This window comes from Micromonospora sp. PRAS1 (assembly GCF_059553435.1).
On sequence record NZ_JCANNB010000008.1, the window covers coordinates 66,601 to 85,324 of the forward strand.

An 18,724-nucleotide genomic window follows, 5' to 3' on the forward strand; every position below is an offset into this window, starting at 1 on the left:
CACCGATCCCGGCCATGGGCTGACATGGTGGTCATGTTGTCAGTCGAACGCCTGGTCAAGCGGCGCGGCTACCGCCAGATCCTCACCGACGTCACCTTCCGGGCCTTACCGGGCCGGGTGACCGGCCTGCTCGGACCTAACGGCGCGGGTAAGTCCTCCACCCTGCGTATCCTGCTGGGCCTGGACCGGGCCGACGCCGGTACGGCGCTGGTCAACGGTCGGCCCTACCGGTCGCTGCGCGACCCGCTGCGCACCGTCGGGTCGATGTTGGAGGGTTCCGGCGCGCACCGCTCCCGTACCGCCCGCAACCACCTCACCTGGGTGGCGCGCAGCAACGGCATCCCGAGGCGACGGGTGGCCGATCTGCTCGACCAGGTCGGTCTCGGCGACGCCGGCCGTACCCGCGTCGGCCGGTTCTCCCTGGGCATGGGACAGCGCCTCGGGCTGGCCACCGCACTGCTCGGTGAACCCGAGGCGCTGGTGCTCGACGAGCCGGTCAACGGGCTGGACCCGGAGGGCATCCGCTGGCTGCGGGAACTGTTGCGTGGACACGCCGACGCCGGCGGCACCGTGCTGCTCTCCAGTCACCTGATGGGCGAGGTCGCCGAGATCGCCGACGATCTCGTCGTCATCGCCCGTGGCCGGGTGGTCGCCGCCGGCCCGATCGACCAGGTCACGGCGGGACATCCGACGTTGGAAGCGGCCTTCTTCGCGCTCACCGACACCGAGCCGACGGCGGGTGCGCGATGAGGTTCCCGTACGTCGTGGCGGCCGAGCTACGCAAGACCCTGACCCTGCCCGCGGCCCTCGTGGCGTTGGCCGTCGCGGTGCTCGGTCCGGCCGGGATAACGCTGCTCAACGCTCTGTCCATCCGCAGCGCGCTGCGGGCCGGACGGCCCGAGCTGACCGCCTACAGCACGGCCGCGGAGGCGGTTCTCTCCGCCGTCCCGCTCGGTACGGTCGGCGCCGTGGTGCTCGGCGTCGTCGCCGTGGGCAGCGAGTACACCGCGAACAGCACCAGGACGGGAGGTGGACGGCAGATCACCAGCACTCTCACCGCCACTCCCGGCCGGGTCACCGTGCTGGCTGCGAAGGCCACCGCAGTCGTGCTGCTCGTCGCGGCAGCGGCCGTCGTGGCCATTCCCGCCTCCCTGGCCCTGGCCGGCGGGATCCTCGGCGCCGACGGCACACCCGTTCCGGCCGATGCCCCAGCCCGTCTGGTCGGCGCCGGTGTCTACTGGGCGCTCACGGCGCTGATGGCGCTGGCGGTGACGGTCTTCACCCGCAGCGGGATCATCCCGGTCATCGTGCTCGTGGCCAACAGTTCCCTCGTCTCCGTCTCGTACCTGCTGTCCCACCTCACCTCGCTGGCGAGGTACCTGCCGGACCTCGCGGGCGCCAGCCTGTTCGCCGGTGACCTGCTGGCCTTGGACAACGCGCTCGCCCCGCTCGCCGGTGGTCTCGTCATGGCCGCTTGGACGGCGGGGTTGCTCGTCCTCGCCGGTGTCGTGTTCGCTCGGCGGGACGCATGAGCCCGGTGCTTCGGCAGGCGGTCACGGCGGAACTTGTCAAGCTGGGTGGCCTGCCGGCCGTCGTCGCCGCCGCGCTCGGCACGGTCGGTGCCGCGATCGTGATGACCGCGGCGCTGGCCGAGGCACAGGTCGGGGCGGAGCGGTCCACCGCGATCGTGCTCCAGGCGGTGCCGTACCTACAGGCCGGCACGATCCTGCTCGGCGTGCTGGCCGTCGGGACGGAGTACACCGGGGACCAGATCAGGACGAGTCTGGCCTGCGTACCGGACCGCTGGGTCATGCTGAGCGGCCAAACCCTCGCCTACCTGGGCTTAGCTAGCGGCACCGCCGTCGCGGCGGTGCTCGCCGGGTTGCTGACCGCCCACGTCGTACTGGCCGCTCGGGGCGTTCCGGCCACCGGCACCTCGTGGCCGGTCGTCGGCGCGACCGCCTACCTCGTGCTGATCGGGCTGCTCGCCCAGTTCCTCGCCGTGCTCACCCGGGGGCTCCTGCCCGCCCTGGTCGGCATGCTCTGCCTGGTTCTGATCCTGACGCCGCTGCTGCGTGGGGTCACCCGGCACGCCCGCTATCTGCCGAGCGCGGGTGAGTTGCTCTACCGGCCCGGGTCGGACGACGTGCTCACCCCGGCCACCGGCCTGCTCGTGCTGCTCGGGTGGATTCTGGCCGTCGGCACCGTGGCGGTGGTGGCCTTCCTGCACCGGGACGCCTGAGCGCACCCGCGGCACCGCACCCCGCCGACGACACGTACGCGGACGCAACCAAGTCGGGTCCGCGTACGTCCAAGCGACATGAGAACTTCCCGAAGCGGGTGGCTGGCTCTGGTGCCCCTGCTGATGCTGACCTCATCGGCCTGCGGCCAGCAGGGCGACGCCGCCGGTGCCGGCGACTCCGGCTCTCCCGAGCGGTTCTACTCGGCCGACACCGTGGTCTTCCGCATGGATCATGTCGGCGGCTTCGTGACGCCGGCCATGCGGGCCGCCCGCCTGCCCTCGATAAGCGTCTACGGCGACGGGCGCGTGATCACCGAGGGGCCGGTGACCCTGGCCTATCCCGGCCCGGCGCTGCCCAACCTCCAGCTCGGCACAGTAAGCGCCGAAGAGGTGGAGAAGCTTGTCGAGTCGGCGCGCGCCGCCGGGGTGGGCAACGTGAGCGACCTGGGCACACCACCGGTCGCCGACGTCCCGGCCACCCGGTTCGCCGTCTTCGACACCGGTGGCGTCGAGGAGCTGGAGGTGCAGGCCCTCACCATGGGCGGCGCCGACCCGGCCGCCGAGGAGGGCCTGACCGCCGACCAGCGGGCGGCCCGCGACAAGCTGCGCGCGTTCGCCGAGTCGCTGACCAGCGAGTCAGGTCCGCTCGCCACCGCACACACCGCCACCGAGGCGTACGCGCCGACCGCCGTGGCGGCCGTCGCCGAGCCGTGGGTCGCCAACGACGAACTCGGCGAGCAGCCCGAGCTGGCCTGGCCCGGCCCGGCCCTGCCCGGCGCCGAGATCGGCAAGGACCTGGGGCTCGGCTGCGTGACGGTCACCGGTGACCAGGCACGGGAGCTGCTGACCGCCGCCGCGAGCGCCAACGCGCTGACCCCGTGGGTGTCGGAGGGCAAGCGGTGGACGGTCACCCTGCGCCCGCTGCTGCCCGACGAGACCGACTGCGGCGACCTCGCGAAGCAGGGCTGACCGGCGTACCGGGCGGCCGCCCTGCCATCGGCCGCCCGGCGGGCCTCTGACGGGACCGTCTAGGCTGCCGCGCGATGAACGCGCCGTCTCGCATCCTCGTGTACGGGGTGCATGGTTCCGGTAAGTCCACCCTCTCCGAGCAGCTGGCGCAGCGGCTCGGGGTGCCCTGGTACCCGGTCGACGACCTGCTCTGGGAGCCCGGCTGGGTCGAGGTGCCGGTCCCGGTGCAGCGCAGCCGGATCGAGGCGATCTGCCGCCGGGACCGCTGGATCCTCGATGGCGCCTACCACGGCTGGCGCGACGTCCCGCTGGCCCGCGCCGACCTGGTCATCGGCCTGGACTACCCGCGCGGGCTCTCCTTCCGGCGACTGTGGCGGCGCACCATGCACCGGCTGCGCACGGGAGAGGAGATCTGCAACGGCAACCGCGAGTCGCTGGGCAGCGTGCTCTCCTGGGACTCCGTGCTGCGCTGGCACCTCACCGGCTACGCCCGGGAACGGCACCGGATGCGGGCGTGGCACGCCGACCCGTCCGGGCCACCGGTGCTGCTCTTCGACACCCCCGAGGCGCTGGAGAGCTGGCTGGCCGAGCTACCCGGCTGACCGCACCGACCTACAGCCCCTGCTCGCGGGCCATGCTGATGGCCTGCGCCCGGTCGGCGACCTGGAGCTTGGCGAAGATGTTTGAGACATGGTTGCGGACCGTCTTGGTGCTCAGGCCCAGCCGCGCCGCGATCTGCGGGTTGGTCAGGTGCTGCGCGATAAGCGTGAGGACCTCCCGCTCCCGCGCGGTCAGCTCGGGAAACGCCGGCTCGGTCCGGGCCAGCCCGGCGAAGTAACTCATCAGCCGGGTGGCGATGGCGGGACCGAAGATGGCCTCACCGTCGGCCACCACCCGTACCGAACGGATGATCTCCGTCCGGCGGGCGCCCTTGAGCACGTAGCCCCGCGCACCGGCGCGCAGCGCGGCGAAAACCGAATCGTCGTCGTCGGCCATCGACAGGATCAGCACCCGGACGTGCGGACTCATCCGTACCAGCCGCTCGGTGGCCGCGATGCCGCCCATCCCGGGCATGGTGAGGTCCAGCAGCACCACGTCGGGCTGGAGGCGGCCCAACACGACAAGCGCCTCCTCGCCGCTGGCGGCCTCGCCGCACACCTCGATGTCGGCACTGGTGGCCAGCAACGCCCGTAGCCCGGCCCGGAACGGCTCGTGGTCGTCAACAAGCAGTACGCGAACCTGATCCATCGCTCTCCCTCACGCCGGTGAGCAGGGTCGCCGTCACCAGGGTGCCGGCCTGCGGCGACGAGGTGACGACGCAGGACCCACCGAGTTCCTCAGCCCGTTCCCGCATCGAGTGCATGCCGACGCCGTCCGGTCGGCCCGGCTGGCGGCCCCGGCCGTCGTCGCGCACCTGAAGGTGCAGCATTCCGTCGGTGACCCGCAGGCGTAGCTCGACCGTGTCGGCGTGGGCGTGCCGGCGGGCGTTGTTGAGCGCCTCCACCGCGATCCGGTAGGCGGCGACCTCGGCAGCGGCCGAGAGCGCCGGCAGCGCCGCCGGGGCGTCGAAGAGCACCCGCGGCCCGTCGGTCCCCGCCGCGATGTGCGAACGCAGCGCACCGACCAGGTCCATGGTGTCCAGCGCCGGGGGTCGCAGGCCGTTGACCAGCCGCCGTACGTCGGCCACGGCGGTACGGGCGTCGACCACGATCTCCGCCAGCAGCCGCTGTGCCGGTTCACCCGGCCCGAGTTCCTGGGCCGCTTCGGCGCGCATTGTCAACCCGGCCAGGGTGGGGCCCAGCCCGTCGTGCAGATCCCGACGCAACCGCCGACGCTCCTCCTCGCGGGCGAGCACCAGTTGCTCACGGGAGCGTTGCAGGTCGGCGGCGAGGGACCGGGTGCGGTCGAGGGCCCGGACCGTCTGCACGGCGACGCCGATGTGCCGGGCCAGGTCACGCAGCAGTCGCAGTTCCCGGGCACCGAGCGAACTCTCCCCGGCTCGTGGCCCGAGCAGCAGGTCACCGACGGGTTCACCGGCGGCCAGCGGCAGCCGCACCGGCTCGGCGGGCGGACTCCCGAGCCGGTAGGACCGGCCGTCCACGGTAGCGATCTCCACATAGGAGAGTTGCAGCGCCTCGCGTACGGTCCGAGCACAGGTGGCGAGTACGGCACCGGCGTCCTGGGTCTGTTCCAGCCGCTGCCCGAGCCGGGCCAGGACCGCGTACGGGTCGTCCCGCTCGCCGTACACCAGCAGGTTGACCCGCCGTTGCAGCCAGTGCCGCAGCGGGGCGACGAGCAGCGCGGCGACCGCCGCGCCGACGAACGAGATCGGCAGGCTGGCCGAGGCGTCGAAGCCGGCCCCGAGCAGGCCCACGACGAGCACGTACGCGCCGCCGACGGCCGTGGACAGGGCGACGAAGACGGCGGTACGACTGATCAGCAGGTCGATGTCGAAGAGCCGGTGCTGCCGGATGGCGATGCCGATCGCGATCGGAATCAGGGCGGCGCTGATCCCGCCGGCCAGGTCCCACCCCACGCTCCCGTACGGGAAGAGGCCCGGCCGGCCGTCGGTCAGGCCGGCCACGAGCCGGGCGGCCACCACCGTGACCGCGAGCGCTAGCGCGTACCCGAACCAGCGGACCTGCTGACGGCGCTTGCCCCGGGCGCGGCGGGCCTGCCACACGACGGTGCCGCCCGCCAGCACGAAGACGATCGCGCTGGTCAGCGTGGCCACGGCGGCGGTCAGGTCGGCGACCGGCTGCCAGCTCGCCACACCCAGCGGATTGACCGCGCCGACCGGGGCGACCTGTTCGTTCGCCCCGGGCCGCACCGCGCCGGTGACCATGGCGACGACGCCGGTGACGACCACCGCCCAGATCGCCGGCCGCCACCGCGACGACAGCGGTCGTCCGTCGGGGAAGAAGACCGGGAGCAGCGCCACCGCCGCGTTGCCGGGCACCCAGAGCCAGTTCTGCGGCCAGGCCAGCGCGGCGGCGAAGGGCAGTGATCCGGGTTCGACGAGCAGGCCGTGCGCCGCGTACTGGCCGCACGCCTCCTGCAACGCGAAGCAGAACCCGCTGGTGAGGGCCAGCCAACCGATCGGATGTTCCGGCCGGTGCGCGGCGATCGTCGCGCCCACGATCGCGCTGGTCACCACCAGGAACAGGTGGGTGACGTCGTTGACGGCGGCCCGGTTGAGCACGGCCAGTCCCACCGCGACGGCGCTCAGCAGCAGCGTCGCGGCACCCAGCGGCCACGCGGCCCGGCGCGCCCAGGCGAGGTGGGCCACGCCCCGGCGCGCCGGCACGTCCGGCTGACTGGCCGTGAGGTCGCTGCTCATCGCGCCGCCGACACTAGACGGTCAGCTGGCCCGAGGGATCGGACGACCGGTTCGGCTGGCCGAACGCCAGCACCAGCCCGGCGACGACCGTCCAGATTCCGGCCGGCACCAGCGAGATGTACTGCACCGGTGCCACCTGCGTGGCCGCGATCAGCACCGCGATCACCGCGCTGAAGACCGCGAACCATCGGCTCACCGAACCATGGCGGAGCCCGCCGACCGCGACCGCTGCGGCGGTCAGCCCGATACCGCCCCAGAGCCAGGCCATGGTGGCGAAGATGGTGAGCTGCGGTGCGATCACGTCGGGGTCGTACTGGTCGGCCTCGCTCAGCGAGAAGAACAGCTCCGTGGAGATGCCGCCGCCGATGAGCAGCCCGACCAGCACCAGCCCGACGCCGGTGGCGGCGAGCGTCGGCACCAGGCTGTCGGCCGGTTCCTGCGCCGCCAGGTACCGGCGCAGACCGGCCGCGAAGACCGCCAGGCAGACGATGGCGACCACCGTCACCACCTGGTGTGCCCAGACGTGGCCGGTGCGGTCGGCGATGGCCGCGACGTAGCCGGCGTTGTCGGCCCGGAACTCCTCGGCAGGTGCGGTAAGCGAGGCGGTGGTGAAGATGCCGACCAGGCCGACCAGGCCGCCGAGCGCGCCGGTCAGCGCCCAGGCCCGTCTCGGGCGTACGGATTCTGGCGTCGCGTCGTCGGTCGGGCTCGCCGACATCGTGGCGGGATACATGCTCGTTGCCTCCTCGGTCAGGTTCGCTCACCGACTCTGGCGTGCGAGCGACCCGGAGCACCCGGGTCACCCTGTCCCAGTTCGCCGGGACAACCGTCCCTGGCGACCGGGACCGGGTGCCGGCTACCCGGCAGGGATCTCGGCCAGCGGCGCTGGACGCTGGCTGACCGGGCTACCCGGCTGGGACCTTGGTGGCCGGTGGAAGCTGGCGCAACCTTCGGGCGGCGAGTACGGCGACGGGCACGCCGACGGCCAGCACGGCGATCACCTCGATCGAGCCGATTGTGGCCAGGGCGGCGTGCTGCACCTGGTTGCGGTAGTCGACCAGGGTCGCGACCCGGACGATGAGCGCTGCCGTGGCGAGCAGGCTGAACGCCAGCGACCAGGGCGCGGCATCGGGCGATCGACCGACCGCGTGCAGCGCCAGGTGGACCGCGATGGCGACGGTGACCGCCAGGCAGGCCAGGCCCGGCCAGTCCAGCAGCTGAAGCGCCGGTGTGCTGGCCTGGACGACGAAGAGTGGCACCGGGACCAGCAGGATGCCGACCGGCACGGCGAGCAGCCAGGGACGGCGTGGCACCGGAGGGGAGTCGTGGCGGAAGGCCGACATGGCGAGCAGCAGCGCGATGTCGGTCGCCCGCATGGCCCAGGTCGTCACGGAGAATGGCGAGGCGCCGACGGCCTCGATCACGCCGCTGATGACCGGGGGGACGACGGCGATCAGGGCGACCGCCTGGGCCACCCGCCGGTGCCCCAGGACGAGCGCGAGGTAGGCCGGCAGCCAGGCGTAACTCGCGAGTTGCCAGGTGGTGTGCCAACTCTGCTCCGGCACCGTGAGCGCCAGGTCCGGTGCCGGCACCGGCAACCAGGGGATCCGTCCGGCAAGCCACAGCATGACGCCGATGCCGGCGGTGGCCAGGACGGCATTGGCCAGCAGCCCCATCAGCGTCGCCAGTCGCACGGCCTGGCCCCAGGCGTACGCCCGGGGTGGTGCACCGACGCCGCCGAGCCGCAGCCGAGCGGCCAGGGAGAGCACGCTGGCGATCTCCGGCAGGCTCGGCCGGCCGTAGTCCGCGAGGTACTCGTCTGTCTCCGGATCGCCGGTGGCCATGCTTTCCAGGAAGGCGGCGACCATCTCGTCTTCCCATTCCCGGCGGTACGCGGCGGGCAGCAGGCGCAGCACCCGGCGGTAGCGCTCCTCCAGGCGGCTCACGACGAATCTCCAGTGACCGGTCTCCCGGAATCGGCCAGTCGGGCCGAGGCCAGGTGCGCGTTGGCGGCCAGCCGGCGGGCCTCGGCATCGAGCGCATGGCGACCGCGCTCGGTCAGCCGGTAGTACCGGCGTAGCCGTCCCTGCCATGCCTCCTCGCGGTCCACTTCGACCAGGCCGTCGCCGACGAGCCGGTCCAGGGCCCCGTAGAGGGAGCCGATTTTCAGCCGCACCCGACCCTGGGAAAGTTCAGCCGTCTCCGCGACGATGCCGTACCCGTGCCGGGGGGCGTCGACAAGTGCGGTGAGGATGAAGAACGCGGGTTCGCTCATTGCCCGGAAACTCATGCGGTCACTATATCTTGCCCCGCAAGATATAGTGACGAGGTGACCCGGTCGCCGTCCCTGGTCACTCGGTCGCCGTCCCTGGTCACTCGGTCGCCGTCCCTGGTCACCCCCGGCCGAGTCGTACCTCGTTCATCGCCGGCAACGGTTCCAGCCAGGCCAGGTGGCCGTCGGCGACCGCGACGGTCCGGCTGCCTGTGGAGTCGGTAGCGGTCAGCCCGACGCCCGGCCGCCCGGAGGGCGCGCTGCGCTGGTCGTCCTCCAGCGCGAGGTGCAGCATCGGCCCGTCCGCCCCGAAGGTCGCGATGGCCGCGTCGAAGGCCGGGCGCTGCTCGACCGGCACGTGGATCCGGGTCGCGGTGTGTACGACCAGCCGCGGCACTCCTGGCGGCAGGCTCGCCGCGACGGCGGCACCGATGTCGATCACGTTGCCCCGCAGCACCCGGGGCGGATCACCGGCCACCGCCGCCATCGCCGTCCGCAGCAAATCCGCCTGATTGGCGTTCTCCGGCCAGACGAGCGCGCGCAGCCACGCCCGGTCATCGGCGTCGGCGAGATCGGGCGGGTCGAGATCCACCCCGACGGCCTCGGCGACGCTCGGCACCCGGTCCAGCGCCGGCAGCAGGTGGACGTCCGGCACGTCGACCGGGATGTGCACCGGCGAGGTGGGCTCGCCGATCGTCGTGCCGCCCACCGTGAAGGCGTAGCGGTCGGCGCGCAGGTTCAGGCCCGCGCTGCAACCCACCTCGACCACGCAGACCGGCCCCGGGTGCGCGCGGCGCAGCAGCGCCAACCCGAGCCGCGTCACCAGGGCGCGCTGCACCTGGTTGGTCTGCACCAGCCGGGTGGCGAGCAGCGCCGCGATCTCGGCGGCGTACGCCGCACAGAACCGGGCGAAGGTCGGGCCGGTCTCCTCGTCGACCGCCCTGGCCCGGTCACCGACGACGGAGGGGTAGTACTCGGCCAGCGGGTCGATGGTGCCGCCCAACAGCAGATAATGGACGGCACCGAAGAGCGCGAAGGTCGGCTGCTGCCCTGCCCGGGTGCGCGCCGCCAGTTCGAGCAGCCCCGGATCGTCCGCGACCACCGGAAGCAGGTGACTGTAGAGCGCCGAGCTGTCGAACCCCCGCGCCGTCCGAAACGCCTCTGCCACCCCGTCGACGTCCTGCATCCCCCGACCCTAGCCAAGCCGTCGCACCCTCCATAATGGATCTTGGTCCAAAACAGCCCCCAGAAGGGCATATTCCGTCCAAGACCTACAAGGGCCGGTCGTAGAGGACAGTGCCGAGTCGGGCGACGTCGGCTGGTGCCGGTCCGCGTTGGGTGATTTCGGCGAGAAGGGTACGGGCGGTGGGACGGCAGCGGACTTCGGCGGGAGCGACGCCGTCTGCCGCGACCAGCTTCTGTCCCGCCTTTGCGACGTCGCCGTTATCAAGGTAGGCACGGGCAGCCTCGATGAGGTGGGCGGCTCGATGTTCGGGTGGTAGGTGCCGCCAGCCGTGGTGGCGGATGGCGTGCTCGTGCCGGTGGATTGCGTCGGCAAGGTCGCCGAGGTGGATCGCGGCGAGGCAGCGGGCCAGTTGGACGGCGCCGGAGCCGAAACTGATGTGCTGCGGGTCCGGGCGACCGGCACGCCGGTCTACGAGGTCTGCGGCGTGGTCGAGCAGGTCGTGGGTGTTGCGGCGGTCACCGGTGCCGGCGGCGGCAAGCCCGGCCTGGACGAAAAGACTTCCACGTACGGCGTCGTCTACGGCGTCCGCCACCGAAAGGGCGGCGGTGAGGGCGAGGCGGTGTTGCCCGAGGGCGCGGAGTGCTTCGCTGACGGCGATGCTGGCGGTGCCGGTGAGAGTTGGGCCGCCGGCAGCGACCGTGACGGCGCGGTCGGCGGCGAGCCAGGCGAGGTGGGGTTCGCTGAGTTTGACAAGCACGGCGGCGGTGATCCGATAGGTGGCCACGAGCAGGCTCCGGGTGCCGTGGGCAGCGTCGAGCAGGGCGGGTAGGGCGTTCAGGAGTTGCGGGTAGCGGGCGTGCTGGTACGTCATCCAGGCGTGCGCGGCCTGCCGGCGGACCTGCTCCGCCGTGCCGGTCCGTTCCGGTAGGTGGCGGTAGCTGGCCAGCGCAGCGCGGACGGCGTCGACCCCGTCGAGGCCAGCTGTCGTGGGCGGTGGAGGATGGCGGGGGCCGAGCAGGATCTCCGGGTCGAGGCGCAGCACGTCGGCGATCTCCCTGATCACCGAGTAGCGGTCGAGCCTGCGTACGCCGCGTTCGACCTTGTCGACCCAGCTCTTCGACTTGCCGAGTCGGTCGGCGAAGGCTTGTTGGCTCATGCCCCGGCGGGCGCGTAGCTCGGCCACCCGCCGCCCGAGTGGTACGGCGTTGTGGTCCCGTCGGTGTGGCCGGTTCATCGCTGCCGCCCCACCGACGTCATGGCCGCAGTGGACTCACCACAGCGTGGACACCAGCGGGACTTGATCCGGAACGCGAACAGCCCGAGCAAGAAACCCGGCAGCAGCCCACCGAGCACGACAAACATCGCCGTAGCAGCCACGATCACCCTCACCTCCTGTGTCGTAATGTCTACGTAAAGTGAAGTGGCTTGTTGTGTCGCTCGATAGGCCGAGAGGTCAGCGGGCACGTTGAACGTGTTGAACGCCGCCAAGAGGAAGGCCAGCGGATGGCGCGGACACCGAGGCAGCGCAACGAGAAGTTGCTGGCAGCGATCAAAGACTGTCGGTGGTCGTACGAAGCCTGCGCCGCAGCCCTTCGCGGGGTCGCTCGCGAGAATAGGGAGGATCTTTCGTCCTGCGACCGATCGCACATCGGACACTGGGTCGCCGGAGTGATGCCCCACGGCAAGACGTGCCGATTTCTGGCCGAAGCGATCTCTCGCAGGCTCGGCCGCGTGGTGAATCCAATCGATCTGGGCCTACTTGAAGGCGGTAATCTGGAGCCTGACCTTGGCGGCCTGGATTGGTGGGAGCAAGCACCGGCCACCGATCTCCTGACAGTCGGGAGAGCCGACTTGGAGCGACGAGAGTTCGGGCTCACCGCCCTGTATTCGCTGGCAGCGCTGGCCGTACCGCTCGACCAATGGCAGGAGATCGCGGAGCGGGGGCGGCGCGCTCAGGGCGGGGGGATCGCCGTGGGTCCTCGCGAGATCGATGCCGTACGGGACATGCTGGCCGTGTTCAGCAAGGCTGACGAGCGGTTCGGTGGTGGTCATGCCCGCCTCGCTGTTGTTCAATACCTGACCTCCGACGTGGCAGGCTTCCTCCAGGGTCGCTTCTCCTCCGACCAGGACCGCAGGGCCATGTTCAGCGTTGCGGCCGAGATGACCTACCTTGCCGGCTGGAAGGCATTTGATTCGTCGCTACACGGGCTGGCCCAGCGGTACTACGTCCAAGCGCTGCGTCTGGCGAACGAGGCGGACGATCGACCCCTCGCCGGCTTCACGCTGCGGGCCATGGCACACCAGGCGGTTGACCTCGGCCATGGGCAGGAGGCGCTGCAACTCGCAACCTCAGCACTCGAATGGTCGAGGGGTAGAGCGACTCCGGCGGCGACGGCACTGTTCACCATTCTGACGGCGCGTGGTCACGCAGCGACGAAGGACAAGGCGCGTACCTCGGCGACGATAACGGCGGCCGAGGCTCACCTCGCAAAGGCAAAGCCCGACGACGAGCCAATCTGGATCCGGACCAGCGGATTCACTGAGACTTCCCTCGCCAGCCAAGCCGGCCAGGCTTTCCGCGACCTCGGTGACCTGCCTGCGGCCGAAGCCCAATTCCGCCGGTCGATCGTGACCCGAAACTCTGAGGCGTATCGGCGCATCCACAGCCTGACCCTGGCCAACCTTGCTGGCGTGCAATGCGCCCAAGGACGACTTCGCGAGGCGACCGAGAACTGGAACCTCGCCATGGATGCGATGGCAGGCGTCAAATCCGGCCGAGCGTCCGTCGCCGTAAAGAACATCCGAATCCGTCTGGGCAGCTTCGGTCCCCGTCTGCCCGTATTCGCAAAGCAGCTCGATCGGCGGGCTGCGGTCTTTCTGCGGGACTCCGCAGGGCGGCGAGGTGGTGAACGAACCTGAGGGCATGATGCAGCGACGGACGTTCCTCGCCCTGCTCGGCTCCGGGCTGACCGCGCCGGCGCACGAGTGGATGATCGCTCAATCTCCGCAGGACGTCGCGTCGACCACCGGCCGTCCGTTGGCCGGCGAGGTCGTCGACCACCTGGACGCGATCACGGCCAGCCTGCGACGTATGGACGACCATCTCGGCAGCGGTCAAACCCTGGGGCTGGTCCGCCAACATCTGCGCACCGTGGTCGGTGTCCTGCGGGAGCGCAGCTATCCCGACAGTGTCGGTCGACGCCTGCACGGCACCGCTGGTGAGCTGCTCCGCCTCGCCGGCTGGCTCTCCTTCGACGGCGGCCAGCACACGCAGGCACAACGCTTCTGGATCGCGGGTCTCTACCAGGCCAACGCCGCCGGTGACCGCGGCCTCGGCGCGAACATTCTCGGCTTCATGTCCTGCCAGGCCAAGGATCTCGGGCAACTCCGCCAGGCGGTGACGCTGGCCGAGACCGCCCGAACCACGTATCCCGCCACCAGTCCGAAGGTCTCGGCAATCCTTGACCTGCGGGCTGCCGAGGCGTACGCCAACAACCGGTCGGAGACCGACACCCACCGCGCGCTCGACAACGCGTTCGACCGGTTCACCGACAGCCGGCCGGAACATGGCGATCCCGACTGGTCCTACTGGATCAACGAGGCGCAGGCCCACGCTCAGGCGGGCTATTGCTATGTCAAGCTCGAAGACTGGGCACGCGCCCGCGACCATCTACGGACCGCGCTGCGACTACAGGACAACGAGTACACCCGCGAGGGTGCGCTGCGCAACGCGCTGCTCGCCACCACCTATGTCCAGCAGGCGCACCCTGAGCTGGACAAGGCCCTCGCCCTTGGCGGCCAGGCCGTGCAGACCCTCACCGGGCAGGTAACCTCCGCCAGGTGCATCAAGCACGTCCGTAACCTGGTCGGCACTCTGCGGCCATACCGGCGTACGCCAGCTGTCCGCCGGTTCTGCCAAGACGCACGAGACCTCATCAACGCCTGAGGACATGATGTGGAGCGACGAGAGTTCGGGCTCACCGCCCTGTACTCGCTGGCAGCGCTGGCCGTACCGCTCGACCAATGGCAGGAGATCGCGGACCCGGGGCGGCAGACTCACGGCGAGGGTCGCTTTCCTCCGACCGCACACCCGAAACGAGAGCTCAGCCCGGAGCAACCTGCGGACGGGTGTATCAGCCGGGCGGAGGCGGACACTCCAGGACTGCGATTGAGTTTCCGGCGAAGAGCTTCAGGTGCGGGTGCCCGGCGAAGATCTGCACCGCCTCGTCGTGCGAGTCCACCTCAACGATGGTGTAGCCGGTCAGAGTGTCGGTGAAATCCTCGACTCCCTGCGCCGTGACCAACTTCTTTGCGTTCAACGGAGCACCGGGATCGATGAGAGCTTTCTCGTTGGCCTGCGCCCATGACACCCAGGCGTTCATGAATTCCGTTTGCTGCTGTTCGGTGAGTTCGGCCTTGTCGGCCTCATCAGCCGCGCCGTTGAAGAGTGCCAGGAATCTACCCATCCCGGCATGGTACTGGCGGGCGGGCCTGCTCATGCCACCGACCCGTCATCACCGTCCCGGCTGAAGTATCACGCCAAAATCCACCATCCCGCCGTATGCCGAGTTCGCAGCGTACGGCGCTGATTAGTGTCCGGCCCGCGAGGAGGGGTGTGCCTGCTCGCGGGCCGGGCGTCGGGTGATCAGCTGGCGGCCTCGCCGAGCGGACGCCAGGCGAGGGCGGCGACGACGGCCACCGTCCCGGCGGCGATCCAGAACGGCGTGGTGACCGTCCACGCGCTGGCGAACAGGCCACCGAGCAGGGAACCGAGTGCGGCGCCGCCCAGGTCCAGCAGCGCGTACGTGCTGCCGACCCGGCCACGCAGTGCATCCGGCACCAGTCGCTGCCGGATCGACGCGACGGTGATGCCCCAGACCATGCCGTGCAGGCTGAACAGGACGATGGCGGTCGCCGCCACCCAGGGCGTGGTCGTGACCGCCAGGACCAGGTGGGTGGCCACCTCGACGAGCAGGCCCGTCCGCAGCACCGTCGAATTGCCGAACGTCCGCCCGAGCCGGGCGGCGACCGTGGTGCCGGCCAGACCGCCGACCGCGAAGGTGGTCAGCAGGAAGCCGTACCCGAGATCGGACAGACCGAGTCGCTGCCGGCAGTAGAGCACGAAGACGGCGAACGCCGCACAGAAGGCGACGTTGGCCAGACCCATGCTCACGGCGAGGGTCCGGAGCAGCCGGTGTCGCCAGAGCCACCGCATCCCCTCGGCGATGTCGCCGCGCAGCGACCTGACCGGCGGGGCGTGCGTGGGCCTGACCGGTTGGGCCTGTCCCGGCGGCAGGGTCGCGATCAGCGCCGCCGAGGCGGCGAAGGTCAGGGCGTTGAGGCCGAACGGTACGGCGGCGGAGATGACGAAGAGCCAGGCACCGAGCGGTTTGGCGACGAACTGGTTGCCGATGGTGAAGGTGGCGGCCAGCCGCGCATTGGCGGCGGGTAGCCGGTCGGCGGTGACCACTGACGGCAGCAGGGCGCCCAGCGCGGTGTCGGCGAGGGTTTCGCCGGTGCCGAGCAGGAAGACCACCGCGTAGATCACCGCCACGGTGACGGTGTCGGTGGCGACGGTCAGGGTCAGCGCGGCGAGGGCGGCGGCCCGCAGCAGGTTTACCGCCACGACCAGCCGGCGCCTGTCGAGTCGGTCCACGTACACGCCACTGACCAGGGCGAACAGCAGCCAGGGCAGTTGCTGGGCGAAGACCGCACCGGCGATCAGGGCCGGGTCGTCGCTGACGGCGGCCACCAGCAGCGGACCGGCCGCCATGGTGACTCCGTCGCCGATGTTGGAGACCGCCGAGGCGGTCCAGAGTCTGGTGAAGTCCGCGCCGAGACGCGCGGATGACAGGGCACGCAAAATGCTCCTCGAGCCAGGAAGGGAAACGGTCGACACAGGACCGCTCCGCGGCGAGGAGCAGCGCACCGCCGGTAGGCCCGGCGGTGGACCGGTCAGCGCCCGGCGTGCTCTCGCGGCGAAGCGGGGACCGTCACCATGTCGAGGCGCATCGTGGCTCCCATCTGTGGCTCGATGACGTCGGCAGCATACGGCGCTGCCCGGCCTTCGTCACGGCTGTGCGGCGTGGGCGACCGGCCGCGATCGACGTGGCGGCACGGTCGCTCGGTGCGCGGTACCGCGATGGATGATCCATTCGGCGACCGCGATGTTGATCAGCCAGCCGGCGGCGTGCAGCAGCGCCCGGGTCAGCTCGCTCGGCGGGCCGATCACCAGCAGCCACGGTAGGTGGGTCAGGAACTGGGTGCCGGCACCCTGGCCGATGGCGTACCCCCGGATCATCCAGGCGCGGTGCCGGACGATGTCGCGCCGCAGGACCGCGACGAAGCCGAGCACGATGCTCGCCGCCATCGCGGCGCCGAAGCTCACCCGCAGCCCGATGAGCAGCGCACCGTCGATCGGCAGCAGCGGGTAGAACAGGGCCATCCAGACTCCGGCGAGCGCGGCGGCGATCCCGGCCGGGACCAGCAGCCGTCCGGCGAGCCGGTGCCAGCGTGGCTGCCGGCGGCGCAGGCCGGGCGCGAACTGGAACGCGCCGAGCAGGCAGTACAGGGTCGCGGAGACGATGTGTACGACCACCGGTGCCGGATCACCGACGAACCGGGCGTTCTCCGGCGTCACCGCGACACCGACCGAGAGTTGGACGACGCGGACGGCACCGGCGACCACCGGTACGAGACTGAGCAGGATCAGGCCGGCGGGGATCAACCACTCCCGGCGACCGGGACGCTTCGCGGACATGCCCTGATCGTGCGGTTCTGGCGGCGGGAACTCATCGGCGCGCGGGCTCCGGTCGCCCCGGCCGATGGTGCGAGTACGTCGTCGTACCAAAGTCGGGCGTCAGCGCCGGCCACCGCCAGACACCCGGCGGGTCTCGTACGCCCAGATCGCGATCTCGACCCGGTTCCGGGCCCCGAGCTTGGCCATCAGGCTTGCGATGTGGCTCTTCACGGTGCTGAGGCTGATGTGGAACTCGCCGGCGATCTCGCTGTTGGTCCGTCCCCGGGCCACGGCCGCGAGCACCTGCTCCTCACGGTCGGTGAGCGGCTCGACCGGCTGCGGCGGCGGTACGGCCGGTCCACTGTCGGCGAAGACCGTCAACAGTCTGGTGGTCACGCTGGGGGCGATGAGCGCATCACCGTTGGCGGCGGCGTGCACCGCCTGGGCCAGCAGGGCCGAGCCGGCGTCCTTGAGGAGGAAACCACGGGCACCGGCGCGCAGTGCCGCGTAGACGTACTCGTCGAGGTCGAATGTGGTGATGACGACGACGGCGAGCGGTTCGGCGACCGCCGGCCCGGCGAGCAGGCGGGTGGCCTCGATGCCGTCGACGCCGGGCATCCTGATGTCGAAGAGGCACACGTCCGGGCGTAGCCGCCGGGCCAGCTCGACCGCCTGCCTGCCGTCGGCTGCCTGGCCGACGACCTCGATGCCGGGCTGGGCGTCGAGGATCATCGCCAGCCCGGTCCGGACGATCTCCTGGTCGTCCGCGACGACCACCCGCACCGGTCGCGCACCGGCCGGCACCGGCGCGGCGGTCGGCGGCCCGGTCACGCCGCCGTCCGGGGCAGTACCGCGACGACCAGCCAGCCCCGCTCCGGGCCGGGACCGGCCTGGCAGGTGCCGCCGAGCAGGCCGGCCCGTTCGGTCATGCCGACCAGCCCGTACCCCGACGAGCCGCCCGATCGGCCGGCGGCTTCGCCGTCGTCGGTCACCTGGAGCCGTACCGTGCGCTCGTCCACCTGCACGCGGACCTGGATGCGGGTCGCGTGCCGGGCGTGCCGGCGGGCGTTTGTGACCGACTCCTGGGCCAGCCGGTAGACCGTGCTGCCCACCGCCGGGGTGAGGGCTGCGGAGTCACCGACGATCTCCACGTGCACGGCGGGTTCGGTCGGTGGACCTTCGGCGAGCCGGGCCAGGTCCGACACCTGCGGGACGGGTGCCAGCTCCGGTGGCGTGTCGTCGCGCAGCACCCGGACCAGGTCGCGCAGCTCGGCGAGGGCCCGGGACGCCTCGACCTCGATCAGCCGGAGTGCCTCGGTGGCCGCCTGCGGGCGGGTCGCCGCCACCGCGAGCCCGGCCTGGGCGCGGATCGCCACGGCCGAGATGTGGTGGGCGACGGTGTCGTGCAGGTCGCGGGCGAGCCGTTCCCGTTCGAGCAGCTTGGCGCCGTCGAGTTCGCGTTGTCGGGCACCGGCGCGGTAGCGCAGCGCGGCACCGGCGGCCAGCACCGCGAAGAGGACGACGAAGCCGCCGAGCAGGTCGGCGAGCCCGAGCTGCCCGATCGCGGCGCCGAGGCAGACCTTGCCCACGATGATCGCCGTACCGAGCAGCGCTTCACGCCCGGAGCCCCAGCGGAACAGCGCGTACGCCAGCAGCAGCACGAACGTCCCGGCGGCCAGCTCCGTGACCTCCGGTCCGGTCAGCAGCGGCAGCAGGCCGAGCAACCCGAAGGCGAGCGCCACCATCAGCAGCGGGTGGGTCCGCCGCCACAGCAGCGTCGGGATCAGCGCCACCGTCACGATCACCGTGCCGGTCCGCCAGGCAAGCTCCGGCCGGAGCAGCCCTTCGAGCAGCGCGGCCGACACGAAGAGGCCGAGCAGCAGCCAGTCCCGCCAGCCGCGCCGGGGCGCGCCGGACGGGCGCGGCTCGTCCCACACGGAGCGCAGCAGAGCGGGCACGCACCAATGGTAGGAATC

At 71.4% G+C, this 18,724-nt stretch carries 19 protein-coding genes; 7 read left to right on the top strand and 12 right to left on the bottom strand.

Annotation, left to right across the window (positions count from 1 at the left end; genetic code table 11):
- The first annotated feature begins 33 nt into the window (after positions 1–33).
- The 5 genes from AC507J_RS10015 to AC507J_RS10035 all read left to right on the top strand — a co-directional run bounded on the left by AC507J_RS10015 (position 34) and on the right by AC507J_RS10035 (position 3,813).
- The gene (locus tag AC507J_RS10015) at positions 34–750 is read left to right on the top strand and encodes an ABC transporter ATP-binding protein (protein ID WP_496288818.1); all 717 of its coding nucleotides are present in this window, start codon (positions 34–36) and stop codon (positions 748–750) included.
- On the top strand, positions 747–1,532 hold the full coding sequence (locus AC507J_RS10020; protein ID WP_496288819.1) for a hypothetical protein: 786 nt from the start codon (positions 747–749) through the stop codon (positions 1,530–1,532). The genes AC507J_RS10015 and AC507J_RS10020 overlap by 4 nt, the downstream gene beginning before the upstream one ends.
- The gene (locus AC507J_RS10025; RefSeq protein WP_496288820.1) at positions 1,529–2,242 is read left to right on the top strand and encodes a hypothetical protein; all 714 of its coding nucleotides are present in this window, start codon (positions 1,529–1,531) and stop codon (positions 2,240–2,242) included. Before AC507J_RS10020 ends, AC507J_RS10025 begins: the two co-directional genes overlap by 4 nt.
- 78 nt (positions 2,243–2,320) lie before the next feature.
- Positions 2,321–3,211, top strand: a complete 891-nt coding sequence (locus tag AC507J_RS10030) for a hypothetical protein (RefSeq protein ID WP_496288821.1) — start codon at positions 2,321–2,323, stop codon at positions 3,209–3,211.
- A 74-nt stretch (positions 3,212–3,285) separates the two neighbouring features.
- Positions 3,286–3,813: an AAA family ATPase gene (locus AC507J_RS10035; RefSeq protein WP_496288822.1), complete on the top strand. Its 528-nt coding sequence runs from the start codon at positions 3,286–3,288 to the stop codon at positions 3,811–3,813.
- A gap of 10 nt (positions 3,814–3,823) precedes the next feature.
- Here the strand turns inward: AC507J_RS10035 and AC507J_RS10040 are convergent, their stop codons facing one another.
- The 7 genes from AC507J_RS10040 to AC507J_RS10070 all read right to left on the bottom strand — a co-directional run bounded on the left by AC507J_RS10040 (position 3,824) and on the right by AC507J_RS10070 (position 11,243).
- Complete coding sequence (locus AC507J_RS10040; RefSeq protein ID WP_496288823.1) at positions 3,824–4,459, bottom strand: response regulator; 636 nt, start codon at positions 4,457–4,459, stop codon at positions 3,824–3,826.
- Entirely contained in the window at positions 4,431–6,551 is a 2,121-nt protein-coding gene (locus tag AC507J_RS10045; RefSeq protein ID WP_496288824.1) for a sensor histidine kinase, read from the bottom strand. Before AC507J_RS10045 ends, AC507J_RS10040 begins: the two co-directional genes overlap by 29 nt.
- A 13-nt stretch (positions 6,552–6,564) precedes the next feature.
- Positions 6,565–7,284 carry a hypothetical protein gene (locus tag AC507J_RS10050; RefSeq protein WP_496288825.1) on the bottom strand — a complete coding sequence of 240 codons (720 nt, stop codon included), beginning with the start codon at positions 7,282–7,284 and terminating at the stop codon, positions 6,565–6,567.
- Positions 7,285–7,456: 172 nt separating this feature from the next.
- Complete coding sequence (locus AC507J_RS10055; protein ID WP_496288826.1) at positions 7,457–8,497, bottom strand: hypothetical protein; 1,041 nt, start codon at positions 8,495–8,497, stop codon at positions 7,457–7,459.
- Positions 8,494–8,841 (bottom strand): PadR family transcriptional regulator, encoded by a 348-nt coding sequence (locus AC507J_RS10060; RefSeq protein ID WP_496288827.1) that lies wholly within the window; start codon positions 8,839–8,841, stop codon positions 8,494–8,496. The genes AC507J_RS10055 and AC507J_RS10060 overlap by 4 nt, the downstream gene beginning before the upstream one ends.
- Before the next feature lie 103 nt (positions 8,842–8,944).
- On the bottom strand, positions 8,945–10,009 hold the full coding sequence (locus tag AC507J_RS10065; protein WP_496288828.1) for a DUF2332 domain-containing protein: 1,065 nt from the start codon (positions 10,007–10,009) through the stop codon (positions 8,945–8,947).
- 85 nt (positions 10,010–10,094) lie between these two features.
- On the bottom strand, positions 10,095–11,243 hold the full coding sequence (locus AC507J_RS10070; RefSeq protein ID WP_496288829.1) for a helix-turn-helix domain-containing protein: 1,149 nt from the start codon (positions 11,241–11,243) through the stop codon (positions 10,095–10,097).
- A 269-nt stretch (positions 11,244–11,512) separates the two neighbouring features.
- Here AC507J_RS10070 and AC507J_RS10075 point away from each other — a divergent pair, with 269 nt between their 5' ends.
- Together AC507J_RS10075 and AC507J_RS10080 are read left to right on the top strand one after the other, a co-directional pair.
- Complete coding sequence (locus AC507J_RS10075; protein ID WP_496288830.1) at positions 11,513–12,928, top strand: NsdA family TPR-like regulatory protein; 1,416 nt, start codon at positions 11,513–11,515, stop codon at positions 12,926–12,928.
- Positions 12,929–12,932: 4 nt separating this feature from the next.
- The gene (locus AC507J_RS10080; protein ID WP_496288831.1) at positions 12,933–13,955 is read left to right on the top strand and encodes an NsdA family TPR-like regulatory protein; all 1,023 of its coding nucleotides are present in this window, start codon (positions 12,933–12,935) and stop codon (positions 13,953–13,955) included.
- Between the two features lie 187 nt (positions 13,956–14,142).
- On the opposite strand, the gene AC507J_RS10085 is transcribed toward AC507J_RS10080, so the two are convergent.
- The 5 genes from AC507J_RS10085 to AC507J_RS10105 all read right to left on the bottom strand — a co-directional run bounded on the left by AC507J_RS10085 (position 14,143) and on the right by AC507J_RS10105 (position 18,706).
- Positions 14,143–14,475: a YciI family protein gene (locus AC507J_RS10085; RefSeq protein WP_496288832.1), complete on the bottom strand. Its 333-nt coding sequence runs from the start codon at positions 14,473–14,475 to the stop codon at positions 14,143–14,145.
- Positions 14,476–14,654: 179 nt separating this feature from the next.
- Entirely contained in the window at positions 14,655–15,872 is a 1,218-nt protein-coding gene (locus AC507J_RS10090; RefSeq protein WP_496288833.1) for an MFS transporter, read from the bottom strand.
- Between the two features lie 207 nt (positions 15,873–16,079).
- Positions 16,080–16,769: a DUF2306 domain-containing protein gene (locus AC507J_RS10095; protein ID WP_496288834.1), complete on the bottom strand. Its 690-nt coding sequence runs from the start codon at positions 16,767–16,769 to the stop codon at positions 16,080–16,082.
- 99 nt (positions 16,770–16,868) lie between these two features.
- Positions 16,869–17,579 carry a response regulator gene (locus AC507J_RS10100; protein ID WP_496288835.1) on the bottom strand — a complete coding sequence of 237 codons (711 nt, stop codon included), beginning with the start codon at positions 17,577–17,579 and terminating at the stop codon, positions 16,869–16,871.
- Positions 17,576–18,706 carry a sensor histidine kinase gene (locus AC507J_RS10105; protein WP_496288836.1) on the bottom strand — a complete coding sequence of 377 codons (1,131 nt, stop codon included), beginning with the start codon at positions 18,704–18,706 and terminating at the stop codon, positions 17,576–17,578. Before AC507J_RS10105 ends, AC507J_RS10100 begins: the two co-directional genes overlap by 4 nt.
- Positions 18,707–18,724 lie beyond the last annotated feature (18 nt).